We start from the raw sequence: 20,468 nt of genomic DNA, 5'->3' as shown, positions 1-20,468 counted from the left end.
ATATAACCATAAATTTTCATACATTGATATTATAACATTAACTTGTCAAAATTTGAAATATCTAGTTAAGAATTGTCTGTTTTATCTTGAATTCCTTTTAAATTTACTTTTTCTTTTTTTCTTCTTACTTAAATTAATTTTTCTTATTATAACAACTATTCCTATTAAGAATAGGATAAATATTCCAGCAACCATAAGATATATAATTATAATATTTTTTGTTAAAGTTCCATTGGAAGCAATTGAATAAAGCTTATAAGTTTTGACTTTTCCTTTTTCAGTTAATGACAAAGTTCCAATGCTCTTATGTCCTTTAAGACTAGAAAGGTCAGTACTTGTTAAGTTTATATTCTCCTGCAACTCTTTTTTATTCGCTTCGTTGTTGAAATAGCTAATGTCTTCTTTAGCCACAAGTGGTACACTAACAGTTTTCTCTGGGCCAAAGGAGCCAAGCGGTTTGTATTTTAATGTTTCGGTTTTTATAATGTCATTCTTTGCATGTAATACTGTCTGCTGTAAATTATAGCTATAGTCAATTATTTTTTTCATATCATTGAAAACATAAGTGTCATTGGCATCATAAACTGATCCCATAACAACTCCCATAATTTCTCTTCCATTTCTTTCATAAAAGGCTACAAGACATCTCCCAGCTTTTGAAGTATACCCTGTTTTCCCAGCAATACAACCATCGCTGCCAAGAAGTTTATTACTATTTTCAATAACAAATGTTGTACCATTTGATGTTGATAAAGTATTTTTCTTTTTATTCATTGACTCTTTTACCCAGGGGTTTAAAAATGAGGTTCTAGCCAATATACTCATATCATAAGGCGTTGTATAATGATCTGGACTATGAAGACCATTAGAAGTTACAAAGTGAGTTCCTGTCATATTCAATTTTGCTGCCTTATCATTCATCATTTTCATGAAATTTGTAGAATTTCCTGAAACATTGTCTGCAATCATATATGCTAGGTCATTTGCTGAATACAGTAACAGTCCATCCATTACGTCCGCACCTGACATGGTTTCATCAATCCCGATTGGATGAAAATTAACATTTAATGAATCCGCGGGCTGAGATTTTGCACTTTGAGTATATTTTAATTCATCATTTTTCCCCATGTTCTCAGCCAGCAATAGTGCTGTCATTAGCTTTGTTGTACTTGCTGGATACATTTGTTTATCTACACTTTTCGCATAAATCATTTCGCCAGTTGCAACATCTACAGTTATGGCTGCTTTCCCATATATTGTCGGCAAATTAATAGTGCCATCGATACCCGCAGCGAAAATATTTGAACTCATAGAAACCACTAGAAATAATACAATTAAAATTAAAAATCTTTTATTTTTCAACTTTCATCTCTCCATTACTTTAATTTATTGTGCACCTAATTTGATACTAATAAAAAGAAATCGCCTTATTTAGCGATTTCTTTTTACTAATTATAACAAACAACTGGAGTACCTGACTCAATATTATCAAATACTGTTTTTGCTAAATCGTATGGTGAATTTATACAACCATGGGACCCAGCTGTCTTATATAGCACTCCTCCAAACTTATCTCTCCAGCTTGCATCATGAATTCCTATGCCTCCATTAAAAGGCATCCAAAAGTTAACAGGAGCAGCGTAACCTTCACCTTTAAGGGTTGCATTTTTTTCTTTATATTTCAACTTATAAATACCTGGTGGTGTTGCATTCACCGACCCTTCAGTACCTGTGACAACATCCCCTTGTACTATCAGCGAACCATCTTTATAAAACCATAAGTGCTGCGTTGTCAGATCTATTTCTACATAGGTATTCCCCATATCATTGTTGCCATGATATAAGGCAGTTTGAGTATATGCTGGTTCTTTTGCTATAGTTTTCCCTTCTTTTATAGTCGAAATTAAATCTTCTGTTTCCTTAGCTTTATTAATTGACCATCCATAATCACCAGTGTTAATATTCATTGCCTTTTTTGATGATGAAACAAAATTTCTGCTCTTACCAATTGTATTATATTTGCTAGAAAGTTCGTCCATATAATTTTCAACTTCTTTTTCATCAAATGTGACTTTAATATTCTCATCAACTACAAGCCACTTATTTATTGTAGAACTATCTAAAAGTTCTTTATCTTCTCCAAAAGTATAGGTGATTTTTGAAGATACATATTTGTTAAGCATGTTCCTGGTGTCGACGACTTTTTTAGATTTCGAAGTATATTGTGGGTTAACATAATAATTGATTGATTCCAAATCAATTGTACCTTCCCCCTTACTTACTGCCGCTGACACATGCTCGTATAAAATATCTTTATTAACCTTATTTCCAAGAACTTCACCTACAATCATATAACCATTATCTGTATACTTAAAGCTAGCATTTTTAGGCTCAATTACATTACTGCTATCAAAACAAGAGAGCTTGTCCACTCGTTCTTTTAATAGATTCTTATCATATTTAATTCCTTCTACCATCTTAGAATCTTTTTTGTTAAAAACTGCTGAAACCCATTTATAAGGATTCTGTCTATCTTTAAAATCCTTAAATTGCCCATCTGAATTATACTTTAAACCAACATCTTTACCATTAATTTGCTCACTTTTACCGCCTCGCTCTTTTATATTCAACTTATATTTTTGAATTTCAGATGCCATTTGTTTATTTACATTCTCAACAATTTCACCTGAAACACTAATGCCATTTATTTCTGAACCAAAATAAAAATGATTCATGAAATACATTGCCATTCCAAAATATATAACAAGTAAAGTGCAAATAGAAATTATAATACCTGTAACAATTTTCTTGCGCTTTTTTATTGGCCTTATTATTGACTTTTCTAATTCATTTTCCGTAATTCCCACCCCTTCTAATTACAATAAAATGCCGACTTAATACGTGTCCTTCCTAAGTCTACATTTCATTTTATGTACTAACCTTCTACTACAAATAACAACGCAAATATAATAATACATCTTTTAAATAAATTATGAAAGAGGTATTTTTTTTAAATTATGTGCCACCCTAAAATTAGAAATAAAGTAGAACATATAAAATCCAATAAAATCAAGGTTGTAAACGTGTCCACAATTACATGGTTTGTAGAAAAATTTCTTCTAAGGTACCTGTGACTTCAAAAAAACATCAAATATCTTAACTTTCCCATGACAAAAACACTAGCCCTTCCTTTATAAACTCAGGTAAGGTTGATATATAAAAATCCCCTACATCTTTTATTAATGTAGAGGATTAATAAATATACTATTATTAATTTTATTTTATTTCTATTCCCTCAAATTCTTCTTCTATTATCATACAACCGATAAATTTGAATGAATTATAGAAAAGCAACATGAGTTTTTTATTTTTTATTCAGTTCTATAAGCGGAATTATTAAATTATCAACAATATGTTCTACATAGCTCATTTTAATGGGTTTGCCAGTAATTATGAGTTGATAAAATAATAATGCTGGGCCCACATCTGCAAGAAGTTTCAATTGTTCCTTGTTTAACTTCTTATTTATAGCACACTCTATGGCATCACTAAATATACATGTTTGATCCGTTATGCAATCCAAGTTAATAGCTTCGGATAATAATTTATCTCTGCTTATTGCTGTTGCAATGGACAGCATTACCTTTTGCCTGACCTCGTCTTTTATCCCGAAATATATGCTAAGTGATTCACACAAATAATCTCTTAATTTGTCTCCGCAGCGCTGCATATCAACCTTCTGCTCACAAGGCATCATGAATCTTATGGCTTCTGCTATAAGATACGGTTTAGATTTCCATCTGCGGTATAATGTAGCTTTTCCTGCATGGGCCCTTAATGCAATAGAATCCATGGTGACGCACTCATACCCCTGCTCCGCTACCAGCTCCAAAGCGGCTTTTAGAATAGCGATATCACGCCGTTTATCTACAGGCCTTCCAATCTTACTTGGGACTTTTCCTTCAAAATTTTCAATGAAATCGGATTTATTTATTATATCCATCCCCTAGCCTCCATTTTCTGCTTTCCATAAATATATCACACTGTAAACATCTTTTCAACATAACTGAACATAATAGTTTTGAAACTGTTGTGTTTTATTATTTGCTATGATATACTCTCATTTATAAAGGATAAGAATTGAGGAGTTGTAGATTTATGATATTTTAAAAATGCCTTTGATGGAAACTATTATTTCTTTCATACAATGAGATTATAGCGCCTATTATAAAATTAATAGAATTTTAGTAGGCTTAAGTATATAATAAGTGAAAGACTAAGAACCTAAAAAAGTTAAGTATATATTGAGAAAGAGAGGTGATCTCTGATGAAAAAGAAATCAAGTATTGCTGTTTGGGCTATAATCCTTGCTATTATCGCAATATTTATGTTTTCTAAAACAAATCAGAATTCAACAATTATTAATTTTAATCAGTTTCAAACCAATTGGACAAATAATACTATAAAAAGCTTCGTGGTGGAAGATGATCAGATGTCAGTCTCTGGAACTTTAAAAGATGGAACTACATATAAAACCATTGTTCCATCTGCTAGATTATTTCAGTTTATTAAAGATCATCCAAAAAATCCAGCTGTTTCCGAAACGTACCTAGCACCATCCGGTATGTTAATGTGGTTACAGTTTTTGCCTAATTTACTATTCATATTAATGCTTGTAGGCTTTGGATTTATATTCATGAAACAATCCAAGGGCGCCGGTGGAAGCGGCGGTGTAATGAAGTTTGGTAAAAGCAAAGCAAAACTTGCTGACCCTACTGCGAAAAAAGTTAGTTTTAATGATGTTGCAGGAGCAGATGAAGAAAAAGCTGAACTTTCCGAAATAGTGGATTTTCTAAAGCAACCTAAAATATACATGGAAATGGGTGCCCGTATACCAAAGGGAGTTTTACTTGTCGGCCCGCCAGGAACTGGTAAGACACTTCTTGCAAGAGCTATTTCAGGAGAGGCTGGAGTCCCATTTTTCAGCATCTCAGGTTCAGATTTTGTAGAAATGTTTGTAGGCGTTGGAGCTTCCAGAGTGCGCGATTTATTCGATCAGGCAAAAAAGAACTCGCCTTGTATAATTTTTATAGATGAAATTGACGCTGTAGGAAGACAAAGAGGTGCAGGCGTTGGTGGAGGAAATGATGAGCGAGAGCAGACATTAAACCAACTGTTAGTCGAGATGGATGGCTTTGGAGAAAATGAAGGAATAATAATGATTGCAGCTACAAATAGATCAGATGTACTTGACCCAGCACTACTAAGACCAGGTAGATTTGACAGACAAATATTTGTTGGAGTTCCTGATACGAAGGGTCGTGAAGCAATTTTGGCAGTTCATTCTAAAAATAAGCATCTTGAACCTGAAGTTAAGCTTAGCGTACTTGCAAAAAGAACACCTGGATTTACAGGTGCAGACATTGAAAACTTAATGAATGAATCAGCACTTTTAGCTGTACGAAAAGATAAAAAACTTATAGGAATGGATGAACTTGAAGAAGCAGTTACAAGAATAATTGCTGGACCTGAAAAGAAAAGTAGAGTGATAAGCGAAGCCGATCGAAGGCTTACAGCGTATCATGAAGCAGGCCATGCAATTGTAATGAATTTACTTCCAATGTCAGACCCTGTTCACCAGATAAGTATAGTTCCAAGAGGAAGGGCTGGCGGATATACTATGAGTCTTCCAGATGAGGACAGATCATATATGTCTAAATCAAGACTTGAAGAGGAAATTGTAGGACTATTAGGCGGCAGAGTTGCAGAAAAACTAGTTATTGGAGATATAAGTACTGGCGCAAGCAATGATATTGAAAGAGCAACTTCAATTGCAAGAAAAATGATAATGGACTACGGAATGAGTGATACTCTTGGAACAATTGCTTTTGGTTCAGGCAGTGATGAGGTATTCCTTGGAAGAGACATGGGTAAAGGTAAAAGCTTTAGTGAAGAAACTCTAAACAAAATTGATGGAGAGATAAAAAGACTTATAGATGAAGCATATAGAAAAGCATTAAAACTACTAACTGATAATAGAAGTAAACTTAATGCTGTTGCGGAAGAGCTTTTAGTACGAGAAAAGCTTGAAGCAGTGGATTTCCAAGAAATATTTTCAAAAAGCTAATTAATAATATGTCACAGGCTACCATAGCTGTGCTTTTATTTTTTTGATCAAAATTGAAATCTTTAGTTTACAAACAATTCTCAATTTTGTCACATTAATGACACATATAATTGTTATTATAAATACATAGAAAGCAATTGATTTTTTAATTAAAGTCCCCCTTTAATTAAATATAAACTTAACATTACCCCTTAAAAAATATAATAAGTCAGGACCACCCGTATAACGGGTGGCTTGTTCTAGCCCTATAAGGGCATGTTACTGGCTACGTCTAAAGACATACTGAAAGTTCTGCCAACCGCATACCTTTACATACAACCCCTAAAGGGGTATTATTTTTTGTATTTATTTACTGGCTCACCCGTAAACGGGTCCATATATTCTTTTAAACTTATCTGCTCACATACAATATCTTCTTGAAGTTGGTTTTTTATATATTCTTCTATTGCATTTTTGTTTCTTCCTACTGTATCTACATAATATCCTTTACACCAAAATTGTCTATTCCCATACTTATACTTCAAATTTGCATGTCTATCAAATATCATCAATGAACTTTTACCTTTTAAATATCCCATAAATTGTGACACACTTAATTTGGGTGGTATACTTACAAGCATATGTATATGATCCTTGCATGCGTTTGCTTCTAATATTTCTACACCCTTATATTCACATAGCTTTCTCAATATTTGTCCTATGTCTGATTTTATTTTCCCATATATTATTTGTCTTCTATATTTGGGTGCAAAGACAATATGGTATTTACAATTCCATTTACTATGTGCTAAACTTTGATTGTCCATTTGGATTTTCCCCCTTTGACTTGGTTGTGGTTGGCAAACCTACTTCCATTTTATCAAAGGGGGTTGTTTTTTTCTACGTATAGCTATAAGCTTTTTAGAACCACAGGCATAGCCCGTGGTATTCTTTCATTAATAATAAAAATCAAAGGAATGACACAACCATGTGCATTCCTTTGATTTTGTCTAGTATCTACTTAGAACAGATTGTAGCACTGCATAATATACCCGTTGAATTTTTCAATCTTAAATATACTAAGTGAGTTCCACCCACATGGCAAGTGGCATGTTCACTTATCATAGTAGTTAGTTATATAAAAATCCCCTACATCTTTTATTGATGTAAGGGATTAATGAATATACTATTATTAATTTTATGCTATTTCTAATTGAGCATTTTCTTTTTTATTGGTTACTTAATGTGCAAATTATTTAAACACCTTAATGCGATCTTCTAATGGTTGAAACTGTTTTTCATCAGGCTGTGCTGTTGGTTTTCCAAACGGCATTTGTGCAATGAGTTTCCAGTTACTTGGCACGCTCCATTCTTTTTTTACATCTTCCTCAATGAGTTCGTTATAGTGTTGTAGTGATGCACCAAAACCCTCAATTTCTAAGGCAGTCCATATAACGTATTGGTGCATTCCACTTGATTGCTGAGACCAAACCGGAAAATTGTTCTTGTAGAGAGCAAATTGACTCTGAAGAGATTCAATTACAGTAGCATCCTCAAAGAATAAAACTGTGCCATATCCATTACGGAATGAATTTATTTTATCCTCAGTTTCACTGAACTTATCAACAGGAACTATCTTTTTTAGGGTTTCTTTTGTAATATCCCATAATTTATCGTGATGCTTTTCTAGCAATAAAACTACTCTCGCACTTTGAGAATTAAATGATGATGGTGTATTCTTTACGGCTTGTTCAATAACTTCTTTAATTACTTCATCTGTTGTTACCTGGTCTTTACTAATTCCATAAAATGAACGTCTGTCTGCTACAGCAGTGTAAAAATCTTTTTTCATATTATTATTCCTCCAATTTTTATTAACTATTATTTTTTCATTATTAACAAATATGAGCTAATCTATCCCTATTTATATCACTCTAAATCATAAGACAAATCTTTTAAGAATAATCTAATATTATTCTTAAGATTTTCTCATCTCTACAACAATAAAATGAGAAAGTACCTCTGTCTTTATTTTTATATCTTCTTCAACAATCTCCATAGCATCTCTTTCATTTAAAGTAATTCCATTAATATTTGATCTTCCTTCTATTTGAACTAAATACGCTTGCCTATCTGCTTTAACTGAATAATCCATTTCATTGCTTTCTTCTAATTCTAATGCAAATATATTTACATCCTGATTGACTTTTATAGTTGCGTCTCCTTGATTACTTGATACCATATTGAGCCATTTATTTTTTCTTTCGTTCCATCCAAATCTATACTCACCATAATTGGGTTTATGTCCACTTTCATCAGGAATTATCCATATTTGAAGGAATCTCGCTGTCTTTTCTCCTAAATTATGCTCACTGTGATAAACACCTGTACCAGCGCTCATATATTGAACATTCCCACGCTTCAATGTACTTTTATTACCCATACTATCACCATGCGTTAACTCACCGTAAACCACATAAGATATAATCTCCATATCTTGATGAGGGTGAGTGTCAAATCCTGTATGAGAATTAACTAAATCATCATTTATCACCCTTAATACTCCAAATCCCATGTTATTCGGGTTATAATACTCAGCAAATGAAAAATGAAATTTGCTTTTTAGCCATCCAAGATCACTCCCTCCCATTTCTTCACTTTCTATTTTTCTTAACATTTTAAAATCTCCTTTCATTGAATAAGTTATTATATATAACTAACTAGTTTATAACTAACTAGTTATATATAATCAAAATATATGGTGTACATATTTATACACCTGATAATTTTTTAAGTAAACTTATTAAATTTTTCTTTTCTTCTATTGTTAATGAACTAAAGATTTCATTTATATTTTCTAAATGTTTTGGAAATATATCACTTATGAAGCTTTTTCCTTCTTCAGTAATACTTATCAAATTAACTCGTCTATCCTTTGGATCAGTAAGTCTCTTAACAAGATTTGCCTTAACTAAATTATCTATAACAACAGTCATATTGCCACCGGTAGAAAGGATTTTATCTATTATTTCACAGACCCTTAAATCTCCTTTATGATATAATATCTCAAGTACTGCAAACTGAGAAACTGTTAACCCTCCCTCTTTAATAGTTTTATATTCTCTTTTATGAACATTTTGAGTACATCTACTCAATGCTATTAATGTCTTTAAATTTAAATCTACTACTTCTCCATAAGTGTTTTTTTCTTTATCCATGCCTATAATATATCACTAATTAGTAATATCCTCAAGCTTTTTTTTGAATTTCTAAAACGTCGTCTCTATTAAGATTATAACCTGAGAAGCTTAAACCTGAGCCTATGCTAATTACAGTGCTTATGACAATTTACTGATTTTTCAATGAATTTATGACTATTTTTGCAACGCGTCTATTACTTTATTTTTATAAAATATAAAATTCAATTAAAATCTCACTAAAGATAGGCTTAAATTAGTCGATAAATAAGTACATAAAATAAACTATTGAACTAAATTATAGGGGGAATGACTTTGAAAAATCTTAAAAACCTAAAAATTGTTAATAGCGTAATTGCAATGTGGATTATATCACTTATTTGTTCATTAGTGATAGGGATAAATGGATTTATCAACATGAAAAAATTAAATGGAAATGTAGAAACAATATATTCACAGCAGCTTACGTCTATCTCCATATTAGCAGAACTTAATGGGGAATTAGGGCTAATAAGACAAAATTTCACTAAGCTAATTGATAGACCCTTTAATTCAGCTATTATAAACATTCTGGATGAAAACGACAAATTGTTTAAAGAAAATACAGCTAAAATCGAAAAATACTGCACTACATCAACAGGAAAGGAATCTTTCAATTCTCTTAAGAAAAATTATGAAGATTACTTTGCCGGTATAAATGTAGTAAAAGAAAAGAAAAAGCAGGGTCAAAATGCTACAAATGAAGAAGTTGCACAATATGGTATATCAGGAACTAACTTATCTAAAAGTATGCTTGAACTTACTAAATTAAATCAAAAATCAGCAGAAGATATATATAATAAGTCGTTGCAGCAATATAATAGCAGTAGAAATATATTTATTGCAATGGGTATAATTCTTTTCATAATTTTAACATCAATATCCTTAATAGTAATATCCTTAGTTAAATCTTCTATTAAAGAGTTTTCAAATGCATTAGCTGTTATTTCAACTGGAGATTTTACTATTGAGTTAGATAAAACTGGTAAAAATGAATTTGGTAAAATGAAAAGAGAATTAGCAATGACTATCGGTGCTATATGTCAGATACTAAAGACAATAAAAGAAAATACAGATACTATTAGTGAACAATCGCTATCCTTGTCTGCTATATCAGAGGAAATGACATCTTCAACCCAAGAGGTTGCAAATGCTATACATGAAGTTGCAGAGGGGTCAACTTCTCAATCAACGGACTTAATTGAAATGGCTTCTAATTTAAGTGCTTTTGGTATTGCCATAAATAATATAGTATTATCTGTTGAAGAGGTTGAAGTTAATGCTAAGAATGTTAATAATATGGCTACAAATAGTAATACGAAGCTAGAGGACTTAGTGAAGTCTGTTGCTAATATTAGTGGTGCATTTAAAGATGTAAGTACAAAATTTGCTAAGCTAGGTACAAGTATTAATAAAATAAATGAAATCACTACTTTAATAAACAACATTGCAAATCAGACAAATCTATTAGCACTTAATGCAGCTATCGAGGCAGCTAGGGCTGGAGAATCTGGAAAAGGCTTCGCCGTTGTTGCTGATGAAATTAGAAAGCTTGCAGAGCAAAGTAAAAATTCTTCTACAGAGATAGATACTTTGCTGAAAACTATTTCATTGGAAACAGAAGGGGTCATAGTTACTACTAGTAAAGTGGATTCTGACCTTGTGGATCAAGTTGATATAATTGATAGTTCAATATCTGTATTTAAGGATATTATTACTGCTATCGAAAAAATGCTACCTTTAATTGAAAATACAAATTTAGAAGTGAATAAAATAAATAGTGACAAAAATTCCATAATATCTAAAATTGAAAACGCTTCTGCAGTATCAGAAGAAAATTCAGCAGCTTCAGAGGAGATAGCAGCTTCTGCACAGGAAATGAGTGCATCCTCAGAGGACGTGGCATTTAGCGCAGAAAAGCTATCGTCAATTGCAACAAGAACTATAGAAGAAGTAAATAAATTTAAACTATAGTCCTAAGGAGCAGATACACAACCAATTTCTGGTTAGGTACCTGCTCCTATTACTTATTTATATTAAAAAAATGAATATTTTTAATTAATAAACTTAACTCTATACAATATATAATAAATTTAAATTTGTGAGGAGTGTTCCCTATGATAATAAAAGCTGATTCAATCTGCTTAACCTGGCATGAAATCTTGATAAAGAAAGGAATTAATCCAGAAATGGCAAAATCATTGATTGGATTTACATCATGGAACCAAAAAGAATTTCCTGATAAACCTGGAAAACATATTACAGATATTTTGCAAGGATATAGTGGGAAAGTAATTGTAAAAGATGTTATTGGTACTAGATATAACGATATTGGATTATTATTTTTAAATAATGCTATGCCAGATGATGTGGCAACTATGGTTTTTGATATAATTATGAAATATGAGCAAGAAGAAGTTTATGATATTTTATAGATAAATTACGTAACTTAATCACATTAAAATAAAAAACCAGTACAATCATACTGGCTTTTTTCAAGTTATCTTAAAGTTTATCCTTATAGTTTTTCTTATAATCTATATATTCCTGAGCAGTTAAGAAAGTTTCCTTTACACCTAACATTTGGCACAATTGAATTTTTATTTATTAAGACTCAATCTTTTGGTCAAAGTATTGTTTTGTTGGTAAAGTGATTATTAGTCCTAAAGCTGATGATATAAGTCCTTGAGCATAAATTGATTCTCCATTGTGTTTTAACAAAAGAATAATAGGTAATATTAAAAAAAATACATCGTAAGTTATCATTAACCAAAAACCCCATCTTTTGAGCCTCAAAAATCCATAAGATATTATTAAGAGAATTATAACCATTAATACTTTAATTATACCATCTAAAAAAGTAGGTGTCGGTATAGAATAGATTCCAAATCGTTCAGTAAATTTTGGAAACAATGATATTATCAAGAACAAAATCTCCCTACGGTCGAGTAAAAACCCTTATGCCAAGCAAATATGATAATTTCATCGTCCTTTAATTATCATATTTGCATCACATTCTGGGCATAGAACAATAGGACTACCACTCTTCTTGTCAAATTCCTCAGGTGTATAACATTCAAACGCAACAAATTCTGGTACCTCTTCTTCATACCCACATTTCTTACATTTAAAAAGTATCATCTTATCGGGCCCCTCTGTTTGAAATGGTATCTCCCTTTCATCCATTTTAATTTTAAAAATCCTTTTAATACGTTCCCATATCATAAATATACCCATACTTTCTGTGCCAAATTTGGAATAACTCCATTAGCTGACCGCATTTTGAACATTTCCCTGGATCTTTAGAAAAATTAATAATCATTAATTCTCTATACTTCATTTTTCTTATTTCCTTTTTCCAATTTATTTTTAATGTGTACTGAATTGCTTTAAGCCCACTTTTTATGTATTGCAATAAACCAAAACATTTTCTAATCTTTATACTTATACTTCCAGCATATACTCCATATAATCTAACCATTTTAAAATATTTAGGCGATATATGCATTAGTAACCTGCCTATAAACACTTGTGCCGTAACTGTTTCTTCTACTCTCTCATTAGTTTCATGACTCTTATACCAAAACGTTACATTTTTCCCATCATAGCTAAGTATTCTATATTCTGCTATCGCAGGTCTTGCTAAATATCTACCGATATATCTTGCTGCACCTCTTGCACTTTTCATTCTTGATTTGGCATTTATGTAAAATCCGTTAGGATAATCTTTGAACATTTTTAAGTACTCTGCTTTTTTATCTGGGTTTTTACTAACCATATAATTTATTAATTTGTACTGCCAAACTTTTCTAAAATATTTATAGTCAAAGAATTCCATATCCTTAACTTCATTATCCCTTGTTTTTATTTCTGGAACCAATGCATGCACATGTGGGTTAAACCCTATATTCCTTCCAAAAGTATGCACTACGCCAATCATTCCACTTTGCCAAAGCACTCCACCTTTTTTGCTTCTTTTCTTCTTTTTATATTCTTCTCTATTTTTATAGTTTACACCATTTGCAAACTCATTTATAACCTCATATACCATGTCTTGCAGGTCTTTCAGACTCTCTCTATTCCAAAAAAAATATTTTCTGTACTCAGTCGGTATCGTAAAAACACAATGCCTATGTGGAACATCCAAGATTTTACTTACTTGTTTCTCTACCCATTCGCTTATGTATTTTTTACCACATTTACTACAAAACCTACTTTTACATGTAAATCCTATTTTAAATACTTCCAGACATTTTAAACATATGTACGCAACAAAACCTAATGAAATATCTCCACATCCTATCATTTTCATTACTTCGATATTCATATGTTCTCTCATCTTTTCAGGATACTTTTCTTTATTCAATTTCCAAAACTTTGAATAATTATCTTCAAATATTTGTTTTATGGTAATCTTATTTTTTCTCATGATTTAATCATCTCATATTTATCTGATTTTTTCTATATATCTTTTAGCTAGAATGTTATCCACAGCGGCTTCCGCAAGCTGTTTCCTATATAAGAACAAAATCTCCCTACGGTCGAGTAAAAACCCTTATGCCAAGCAAATATGATAATTTCATCGTCCTTTAATTATCATATTTGCATCACATTCTGGGCATAGAACAATAGGACTACCACTCTTCTTGTCAAATTCCTCAGGTGTATAACATTCAAACGCAACAAATTCTGGTACCTCTTCTTCATACCCACATTTCTTACATTTAAAAAGTATCATCTTATCGGGCCCCTCTGTTTGAAATGGTATCTCCCTTTCATCCATTTTAATTTTAAAAATCCTTTTAATACGTTCCCATATCATAAATATACCCATACTTTCTGTGCCAAATTTGGAATAACTCCATTAGCTGACCGCATTTTGAACATTTCCCTGGATCTTTAGAAAAATTAATAATCATTAATTCTCTATACTTCATTTTTCTTATTTCCTTTTTCCAATTTATTTTTAATGTGTACTGAATTGCTTTAAGCCCACTTTTTATGTATTGCAATAAACCAAAACATTTTCTAATCTTTATACTTATACTTCCAGCATATACTCCATATAATCTAACCATTTTAAAATATTTAGGCGATATATGCATTAGTAACCTGCCTATAAACACTTGTGCCGTAACTGTTTCTTCTACTCTCTCATTAGTTTCATGACTCTTATACCAAAACGTTACATTTTTCCCATCATAGCTAAGTATTCTATATTCTGCTATCGCAGGTCTTGCTAAATATCTACCGATATATCTTGCTGCACCTCTTGCACTTTTCATTCTTGATTTGGCATTTATGTAAAATCCGTTAGGATAATCTTTGAACATTTTTAAGTACTCTGCTTTTTTATCTGGGTTTTTACTAACCATATAATTTATTAATTTGTACTGCCAAACTTTTCTAAAATATTTATAGTCAAAGAATTCCATATCCTTAACTTCATTATCCCTTGTTTTTATTTCTGGAACCAATGCATGCACATGTGGGTTAAACCCTATATTCCTTCCAAAAGTATGCACTACGCCAATCATTCCACTTTGCCAAAGCACTCCACCTTTTTTGCTTCTTTTCTTCTTTTTATATTCTTCTCTATTTTTATAGTTTACACCATTTGCAAACTCATTTATAACCTCATATACCATGTCTTGCAGGTCTTTCAGACTCTCTCTATTCCAAAAAAAATATTTTCTGTACTCAGTCGGTATCGTAAAAACACAATGCCTATGTGGAACATCCAAGATTTTACTTACTTGTTTCTCTACCCATTCGCTTATGTATTTTTTACCACATTTACTACAAAACCTACTTTTACATGTAAATCCTATTTTAAATACTTCCAGACATTTTAAACATATGTACGCAACAAAACCTAATGAAATATCTCCACATCCTATCATTTTCATTACTTCGATATTCATATGTTCTCTCATCTTTTCAGGATACTTTTCTTTATTCAATTTCCAAAACTTTGAATAATTATCTTCAAATATTTGTTTTATGGTAATCTTATTTTTTCTCATGATTTAATCATCTCATATTTATCTGATTTTTTCTATATATCTTTTAGCTAGAATGTTATCCACAGCGGCTTCCGCAAGCTGTTTCCTATATAATAAAAAAGCACTTAAAAAATTTAAATCTCCAACATATGTTATTAATATAGGTCTTTTTTCATTCATACATACTCACTTCCTATAAGTTTATAATGTTTTTCTATTGTGTTCTTATTCTATTATATAGAATATCAATAAAAATTTCAAATATTTAACATAAAATTAAATAAATATCAAGATTGCTTTTATTCACATCTTTATTGAATTATTATCTTTGAATTAATTCTAGCTCAGCGATTATAGATTACATCTAAAGCTGCTTTCTTTTGAGAAGCCATAAGTACTTTCTTTGATTTTCATCATTAATTTCTACATCTACTAAATCTCTTTATGGCTTTATTATAAATTCTAGTTCTCTTAGTCTTATAACAAAATTGTACCATTTTTGACAAAAACAACACTAAATATATAGAATAATGCATAATAACAATTTAAAATCTTAGTTATACTTTATTTTTATATGATTATTAGTTATAATGAGTTATATTTTATAAAATAATTTAAACATTATTTTAAATACATTAGACTAAAGGAGGAACTCTCAAATGAGTTTTCAATTACCAACGTTCGCATCAGCAGATTTCTCACAGAGTTTTTTTGTTAATGCACCAGATGCTAGAATAAGTGAAGTTAAAAAAGATGGAGTTGCTCCCAAAGGTTTTTTAATAACTTCTATATTGCCTGAATATTTTAAAGTTAAGGGACAGTGGGTGCTTCCAAGCCAAACATCTATAGAATGTACTGCTGTAGTTCGCGATAACAACACTATAGAAATTGTGGAATTTAGAAACCTTAAAGTTGGCGATAAAGTTGTTTTAGGAAAATCTAAAGACGGAAGTGAAGGTATATACCAATATACTGGTGGATTTGATAACTTACCCAATGTAGGACTAGGGAGATCTGTTGAATCTTCATTTTCAAGAGATTATAGTGAATTATATGAATTACTAGAATATGAAAAAGAAAATAATGGATATATAGTTTGGGTTCTAGGACCAGCTGTGGTTTTTGATTATGATACTAGAGCTGCACTATCCGCACTTGCTGAAAATGGGTATGTAAACGCTCTTATGGCTGGAAATGCTATGGCAACCCATGATCTAGAAGGAGGGCTCCTGGGAACAGCATTGGGTCAAAATATATATACTCAAGAATCTGTTCCAATGGGTCATTATAACCACCTAGATCTAATAAATGAGGCTAGACGCGCAGGTTCAATAGAAGCATTACTGAGTGAAGGCAATATAAAAGATGGATTTGTGAAAACCTGCATAGAAAAGAATATACCTATAGTTCTTGCTGGATCTATAAGGGATGATGGGCCACTTCCATCTGTTTATCATAATGTATCCTGTGCCCTGGATGCTATGAAAGCACAAACAGATAAAGCAACAGTAGTAATTTGTCTTGCTACAGTTCTTCACTCAGTGGCAACTGCAAACTTAGCTTCATCTTATAGAGTTGTAGACGGAAAAGTAAGACCAGTATATTTTTATTCCGTAGATATTGCCGAATATGCAGTTAACCAAGTATCAGTTGCTAGAGAATACGTAGGTGTTAAAACAATAGTTACTAACGTTCAAGATTTTGTGGTTAATCTTCAAAAAAACTTGAGTTAATATAACAGCTTTGAAGAAGATGATTTAATAGCTTCGAAAAAGATAATTTACCCTATTTACTTCTAAACGCACTAACATACATTATTATATTAGTAGGAGGAGATTTTAAATGAGTTTTGAATTACCAAAGTTTACACCGCCGGATTTCTCGCAAGATTTCCTTGTTAATGCTCCAGACTGCACAATCGAAGAAGTACTTAAAGACGGAGTTACTCATAAATGTTATCATGCATTATCAATATATCCTGAATATTTTAAGATTAAAGGGAAATGGGTAATAGCGAGTGAAAGCCGTATGGATAGTGTTGCAGTTGTTACTGCAGATGATGACATAAAAGTTGTGGAATTTAGAAATTTAAAAGCCCACGATAAAGTTGTCGTAGGAAGAACTGAAGATGGAAGTGAAGGTATATATATGTATACTAAAGGGTTTGTTACTGATGATGGAGATGTTGATACATTTGCATTCAGAAGTGGGAGATCAAGAGAAACAGCCTTCTCAAAAGATTACGATGAATTATATGAAATTATGCAATATGAAAAAGAACATGATGGGAAAATAGTTTGGGTTTTAGGACCCTCAATCGCATTAGATGACAAATCAAGAGCTGCCTTTGCATCCCTCGTGGAAAATGGGTATGCTCAAGCTGTTTTATCTGGAAATAATCTTGCTACTTATGATTTAGAAAACGGAATGTTCAAAACAGTTTCAGGTCAGGAAATTTTTGAGTCTCGTGAAAATGCTCATTATAACTATATTGCAACTATAAATGAGGCTAGACGCGCAGGGTCCCTTGCAGAGCTTATAAATTCAGGTGAAGTTAAAGATGGTATAATAAAAGCTTGCGTAGAAAATGATGTTCCTGTAGTACTTGCTGGTAGTATAAGAGATCGATATGCATTGCCAGGTGTTTATGATAATGTGTATGAATCGCAAAATGCTATGAGAAAACATACTAGAAAGGCAACTATGCTTATATGTTTATCATCAGTACTTCATACCATAGCTGCCGGAAATATGACTCCATCGTACACTGTAAAAGATGGGACTGTTAGACCCGTATATATATATTCTATAGATATACAAGAGTTCTCTGTTAACAAATTATCTGATAGAGGAACATTAGAAGTTAAGACATTAGTTACAAATATCCAAGACTTTATAGTTAACGTAGCGGAAGGATTAATCAAGTAATAATGTAATATAGTTAAAGAAACTTTATAATAAAATCAAAAAAGTATCAAGAATATTACCAATCTTGATACTTTTTTTATGGAATTTTATAATGTCAGGCTTTTGCAGTAATTTCCCTTGTTAATTATGATAATTTTTATTCTATACATATAGATTATTTGCCATATAAGCCTTGACCACCTGATGCTGGGCTTTGTGATCCGTAAATCTTTGCTCTCTTAGTATTTTTTTGCTGTGAAGACTTTAATTTTTTTTCTTCAATAATTTTTTTCATTAGTTCCATGCTTTTATTCATATCATTTTTCATATTTTTTACCTTCTTTTTTTTATTTTTTACATCTTTACATTAAAAAAATAACTGATACCTTCCAAATGAATATTTGCAAGGTATGGTTTGTTATTTTATTAATCTATTATACCCCAAAAACAGTCCTTTGGGTGATAATATATATTTTACTCAAAATACATATATCTAAAACATTATCAGCAAAGATAAACTTCCAGTTTATCTTATGAAATGTATTTTTTTAAAATCATTTTTAATTTACAATTAATTATTAATTTTGTCACTATACTGACATATATAATTGTTATTATAAGTACATAGAAAGTAATTAATTTTTTAATTAAAGTCCCCCTTTAATTAAATATATTTAACATTACCACTTAAAGGAACTGGTTAATATAATCAGTTCTTTTTTATTGTATAAAAATTAGCAAGAAAAAAACTGCTCTCTACTAATAATCCACAAAATAATATGTTTTGTGAACCATATTTGCTAATAACAAACAACTGGAATACCTGCCTCAATATTATCAAATATTGCTTTTGCTAAATAGTATGGTGAATTTATACACCCATGGGAACCATCTGTCTTGTATATCTTTCCTCCAAACACACTTCGCCAGCTTGCATCATGAATTCCTATGCCTCCATTAAAGGGCATCCAAAAGTTAACAGGAGAAACGTACCCTGGACCTCTAAGGACTGCATCACTTTGTTTATATTTTAACTTATAAATGCCCCTTGGCGTTATATGATTATAGCTTGCATTACCTGTAACAACATCTCCCTCTGCTATTAGATCACCGTTTTTATAAAACCATAGATGCTGTTTTGTCAGGTCTATTTCTACATAGGTATTCCCAATATCATTTACACCATAGGAAAGGGCAGTTTGAATATATGCCGGCTCTTTTGCTATGGTTTGCCCTTCTTTTATGGCTGTAATTAAAGCTTGCGCCTCTTTTACTCTATTAATTGACCAGCCGTAATCGCCCCCTCCAATATTTATTGTCTTTCCTGATGATGAAACAAAATCTCTATTCTTACCAACTGTATTGTAATTTTTAGAAAGTGACTCTATATAATTTTTGACTTCTTTTTCATCAAATATGACCTCAAGGTTCTCATCGACTGTAAGCCACTTATTTATTGTAGAAGCATCTAAAATTTCTTTATGGTTTCCAAAAGTATAGGTAATTTTTGAAAATACATATTTATTAAGCATGTTTTTTGTGTCCATAATTTTGGGGGAATTTGAAGTATATTGTGGTTTAACGTAGCAATTAACAAACTCCAAATCTATTGTAGTTTGTTCCTTAAGTATTGCATCTAATATATGATCATATAAAATGTCTTTATTAACCTTATTTCCATGGACCTCACCTACAATCACATAGCTCTTATCTATATACTTAAAGCTAGGATTTTTAGGCTCAATTAAATTACTATTAAAAAAACAAGAGAGAGTGTCCACTCGTTTTTTTAATAGTTGCTTATCATATTTAATTCCTTCTATCATTTTAGATGCATCTGTATTAAAAAATGCTAAAATCCATTTATAAGGATTCTGTCTATCTTTTAATTCTTTAAATTGCCCATCCGAATTATATTTTAAACCAATTTCATTGGCTCTAATTTGTTCATTTTTACCGCCTCGTTCTTTTAGATTTAACGCATAAGTCTGAAGCTTAGATGCCATTTGCTTATTTACTACCTCCACATTTTTACCTGAAACATTAATGCAATTTATTGTAGAACCAAAATAAAAATGATTCATGAAATATATTGCCATTCCAAAATATATAACAAGTAAAGTAAAAATAGAAATTATAATACCTATAACAATTTTCTTGTGCTGTTTAATTAATCTTATTATTTGCTTTTCTACTTCATTTTCCATAATATCA

At 31.2% G+C, this 20,468-nt stretch carries 20 protein-coding genes; 5 read left to right on the top strand and 15 right to left on the bottom strand.

The genetic code is table 11. The features are described 5' to 3' along the window. Window positions 1–81: 81 nt before the first annotated feature. From G9F70_RS04960 to G9F70_RS04950, 3 genes are all read right to left on the bottom strand, one after another. Complete coding sequence (locus tag G9F70_RS04960; protein ID WP_224617422.1) at window positions 82–1,362, bottom strand: D-alanyl-D-alanine carboxypeptidase family protein; 1,281 nt, start codon at window positions 1,360–1,362, stop codon at window positions 82–84. 86 nt (window positions 1,363–1,448) lie between these two features. Continuing rightward, the gene (locus tag G9F70_RS04955) at window positions 1,449–2,867 is read right to left on the bottom strand and encodes a peptidoglycan binding domain-containing protein (RefSeq protein ID WP_224617421.1); all 1,419 of its coding nucleotides are present in this window, start codon (window positions 2,865–2,867) and stop codon (window positions 1,449–1,451) included. Between the two features lie 497 nt (window positions 2,868–3,364). Further along, window positions 3,365–4,003: a TetR/AcrR family transcriptional regulator gene (locus tag G9F70_RS04950; RefSeq protein WP_164947657.1), complete on the bottom strand. Its 639-nt coding sequence runs from the start codon at window positions 4,001–4,003 to the stop codon at window positions 3,365–3,367. Between the two features lie 324 nt (window positions 4,004–4,327). Between G9F70_RS04950 and ftsH the strand changes: the two genes are divergently transcribed. Beyond that, window positions 4,328–6,127: an ATP-dependent zinc metalloprotease FtsH gene (gene ftsH / locus G9F70_RS04945; protein WP_164947658.1), complete on the top strand. Its 1,800-nt coding sequence runs from the start codon at window positions 4,328–4,330 to the stop codon at window positions 6,125–6,127. Between the two features lie 332 nt (window positions 6,128–6,459). On the opposite strand, the gene tnpA is transcribed toward ftsH, so the two are convergent. The 4 genes from tnpA to G9F70_RS04925 all read right to left on the bottom strand — a co-directional run bounded on the left by tnpA (window position 6,460) and on the right by G9F70_RS04925 (window position 9,324). Then, complete coding sequence (gene tnpA / locus G9F70_RS04940) at window positions 6,460–6,933, bottom strand: IS200/IS605 family transposase (RefSeq protein WP_224617364.1); 474 nt, start codon at window positions 6,931–6,933, stop codon at window positions 6,460–6,462. Between the two features lie 425 nt (window positions 6,934–7,358). Continuing rightward, complete coding sequence (locus G9F70_RS04935; protein WP_164948008.1) at window positions 7,359–7,958, bottom strand: nitroreductase family protein; 600 nt, start codon at window positions 7,956–7,958, stop codon at window positions 7,359–7,361. Window positions 7,959–8,084: 126 nt separating this feature from the next. Next, window positions 8,085–8,783, bottom strand: a complete 699-nt coding sequence (locus tag G9F70_RS04930; RefSeq protein ID WP_164948007.1) for a pirin family protein — start codon at window positions 8,781–8,783, stop codon at window positions 8,085–8,087. A gap of 94 nt (window positions 8,784–8,877) precedes the next feature. Continuing rightward, window positions 8,878–9,324, bottom strand: a complete 447-nt coding sequence (locus G9F70_RS04925; RefSeq protein WP_164948006.1) for a MarR family winged helix-turn-helix transcriptional regulator — start codon at window positions 9,322–9,324, stop codon at window positions 8,878–8,880. 294 nt (window positions 9,325–9,618) lie between these two features. Between G9F70_RS04925 and G9F70_RS04920 the strand changes: the two genes are divergently transcribed. Both G9F70_RS04920 and G9F70_RS04915 read left to right on the top strand, forming a co-directional pair. Next, window positions 9,619–11,316, top strand: a complete 1,698-nt coding sequence (locus tag G9F70_RS04920; RefSeq protein ID WP_164948005.1) for a methyl-accepting chemotaxis protein — start codon at window positions 9,619–9,621, stop codon at window positions 11,314–11,316. 143 nt (window positions 11,317–11,459) lie between these two features. Further along, window positions 11,460–11,777: a hypothetical protein gene (locus G9F70_RS04915; RefSeq protein WP_164948004.1), complete on the top strand. Its 318-nt coding sequence runs from the start codon at window positions 11,460–11,462 to the stop codon at window positions 11,775–11,777. A gap of 172 nt (window positions 11,778–11,949) precedes the next feature. Here G9F70_RS04915 and G9F70_RS04910 read toward each other — a convergent pair whose 3' ends face one another. The 6 genes from G9F70_RS04910 to G9F70_RS04885 form a co-directional block, all read right to left on the bottom strand. Further along, the gene (locus G9F70_RS04910) at window positions 11,950–12,273 is read right to left on the bottom strand and encodes a hypothetical protein (protein WP_224617420.1); all 324 of its coding nucleotides are present in this window, start codon (window positions 12,271–12,273) and stop codon (window positions 11,950–11,952) included. 51 nt (window positions 12,274–12,324) lie between these two features. Next, on the bottom strand, window positions 12,325–12,579 hold the full coding sequence (locus tag G9F70_RS04905) for a hypothetical protein (protein ID WP_224617360.1): 255 nt from the start codon (window positions 12,577–12,579) through the stop codon (window positions 12,325–12,327). After that, window positions 12,548–13,771: a transposase gene (locus G9F70_RS04900; RefSeq protein WP_224617359.1), complete on the bottom strand. Its 1,224-nt coding sequence runs from the start codon at window positions 13,769–13,771 to the stop codon at window positions 12,548–12,550. Before G9F70_RS04900 ends, G9F70_RS04905 begins: the two co-directional genes overlap by 32 nt. Before the next feature lie 150 nt (window positions 13,772–13,921). Then, the gene (locus tag G9F70_RS04895) at window positions 13,922–14,176 is read right to left on the bottom strand and encodes a hypothetical protein (protein ID WP_224617360.1); all 255 of its coding nucleotides are present in this window, start codon (window positions 14,174–14,176) and stop codon (window positions 13,922–13,924) included. Next, entirely contained in the window at window positions 14,145–15,368 is a 1,224-nt protein-coding gene (locus G9F70_RS04890; RefSeq protein WP_224617359.1) for a transposase, read from the bottom strand. Before G9F70_RS04890 ends, G9F70_RS04895 begins: the two co-directional genes overlap by 32 nt. 18 nt (window positions 15,369–15,386) lie before the next feature. Next, window positions 15,387–15,527 carry a hypothetical protein gene (locus G9F70_RS04885; RefSeq protein WP_164944737.1) on the bottom strand — a complete coding sequence of 47 codons (141 nt, stop codon included), beginning with the start codon at window positions 15,525–15,527 and terminating at the stop codon, window positions 15,387–15,389. Window positions 15,528–16,006: 479 nt separating this feature from the next. On the opposite strand from G9F70_RS04885, the gene G9F70_RS04880 reads away from it, so the two are divergent. Together G9F70_RS04880 and G9F70_RS04875 are read left to right on the top strand one after the other, a co-directional pair. Beyond that, on the top strand, window positions 16,007–17,080 hold the full coding sequence (locus G9F70_RS04880; RefSeq protein ID WP_164944738.1) for a hypothetical protein: 1,074 nt from the start codon (window positions 16,007–16,009) through the stop codon (window positions 17,078–17,080). 109 nt (window positions 17,081–17,189) lie between these two features. Next, on the top strand, window positions 17,190–18,275 hold the full coding sequence (locus G9F70_RS04875; protein ID WP_164944739.1) for a hypothetical protein: 1,086 nt from the start codon (window positions 17,190–17,192) through the stop codon (window positions 18,273–18,275). Window positions 18,276–18,429: 154 nt separating this feature from the next. On the opposite strand, the gene G9F70_RS04870 is transcribed toward G9F70_RS04875, so the two are convergent. Next, the gene (locus G9F70_RS04870; protein WP_164944736.1) at window positions 18,430–18,582 is read right to left on the bottom strand and encodes a hypothetical protein; all 153 of its coding nucleotides are present in this window, start codon (window positions 18,580–18,582) and stop codon (window positions 18,430–18,432) included. A gap of 472 nt (window positions 18,583–19,054) precedes the next feature. After that, a complete protein-coding gene (locus tag G9F70_RS04865; protein WP_164944740.1) occupies window positions 19,055–20,461 on the bottom strand; it encodes a peptidoglycan binding domain-containing protein in 1,407 nt (468 codons plus the stop codon). Window positions 20,462–20,468 lie beyond the last annotated feature (7 nt).

The sequence above is a fragment of the Clostridium sp. FP1 genome (assembly GCF_011065975.2).
Classification (GTDB): domain Bacteria; phylum Bacillota; class Clostridia; order Clostridiales; family Clostridiaceae; genus Clostridium_AD; species Clostridium_AD tagluense.
Note: the sequence above shows the minus strand (reverse complement) of the source record. Positions and strands in the feature narration are given on the sequence as shown.

What these genes read in the sequence shown, in the direction of transcription:
- G9F70_RS04950 (WP_164947657.1), bottom strand. Translation starts at nt 4,003, where the DNA reads ATGGATATAATAAATAAATCCGATTTCATTGAAAATTTTGAAGGAAAA.
- ftsH (WP_164947658.1), top strand. Translation starts at nt 4,328, where the DNA reads ATGAAAAAGAAATCAAGTATTGCTGTTTGGGCTATAATCCTTGCTATT.
- tnpA (WP_224617364.1), bottom strand. Translation starts at nt 6,933, where the DNA reads ATGGACAATCAAAGTTTAGCACATAGTAAATGGAATTGTAAATACCAT.
- G9F70_RS04935 (WP_164948008.1), bottom strand. Translation starts at nt 7,958, where the DNA reads ATGAAAAAAGATTTTTACACTGCTGTAGCAGACAGACGTTCATTTTAT.
- G9F70_RS04930 (WP_164948007.1), bottom strand. Translation starts at nt 8,783, where the DNA reads ATGTTAAGAAAAATAGAAAGTGAAGAAATGGGAGGGAGTGATCTTGGA.
- G9F70_RS04925 (WP_164948006.1), bottom strand. Translation starts at nt 9,324, where the DNA reads ATGGATAAAGAAAAAAACACTTATGGAGAAGTAGTAGATTTAAATTTA.
- G9F70_RS04915 (WP_164948004.1), top strand. Translation starts at nt 11,460, where the DNA reads ATGATAATAAAAGCTGATTCAATCTGCTTAACCTGGCATGAAATCTTG.
- G9F70_RS04905 (WP_224617360.1), bottom strand. Translation starts at nt 12,579, where the DNA reads ATGGGTATATTTATGATATGGGAACGTATTAAAAGGATTTTTAAAATT.
- G9F70_RS04900 (WP_224617359.1), bottom strand. Translation starts at nt 13,771, where the DNA reads ATGAGAAAAAATAAGATTACCATAAAACAAATATTTGAAGATAATTAT.
- G9F70_RS04895 (WP_224617360.1), bottom strand. Translation starts at nt 14,176, where the DNA reads ATGGGTATATTTATGATATGGGAACGTATTAAAAGGATTTTTAAAATT.
- G9F70_RS04890 (WP_224617359.1), bottom strand. Translation starts at nt 15,368, where the DNA reads ATGAGAAAAAATAAGATTACCATAAAACAAATATTTGAAGATAATTAT.
- G9F70_RS04885 (WP_164944737.1), bottom strand. Translation starts at nt 15,527, where the DNA reads ATGAATGAAAAAAGACCTATATTAATAACATATGTTGGAGATTTAAAT.
- G9F70_RS04880 (WP_164944738.1), top strand. Translation starts at nt 16,007, where the DNA reads ATGAGTTTTCAATTACCAACGTTCGCATCAGCAGATTTCTCACAGAGT.
- G9F70_RS04875 (WP_164944739.1), top strand. Translation starts at nt 17,190, where the DNA reads ATGAGTTTTGAATTACCAAAGTTTACACCGCCGGATTTCTCGCAAGAT.
- G9F70_RS04870 (WP_164944736.1), bottom strand. Translation starts at nt 18,582, where the DNA reads ATGAAAAATGATATGAATAAAAGCATGGAACTAATGAAAAAAATTATT.
- G9F70_RS04865 (WP_164944740.1), bottom strand. Translation starts at nt 20,461, where the DNA reads ATGGAAAATGAAGTAGAAAAGCAAATAATAAGATTAATTAAACAGCAC.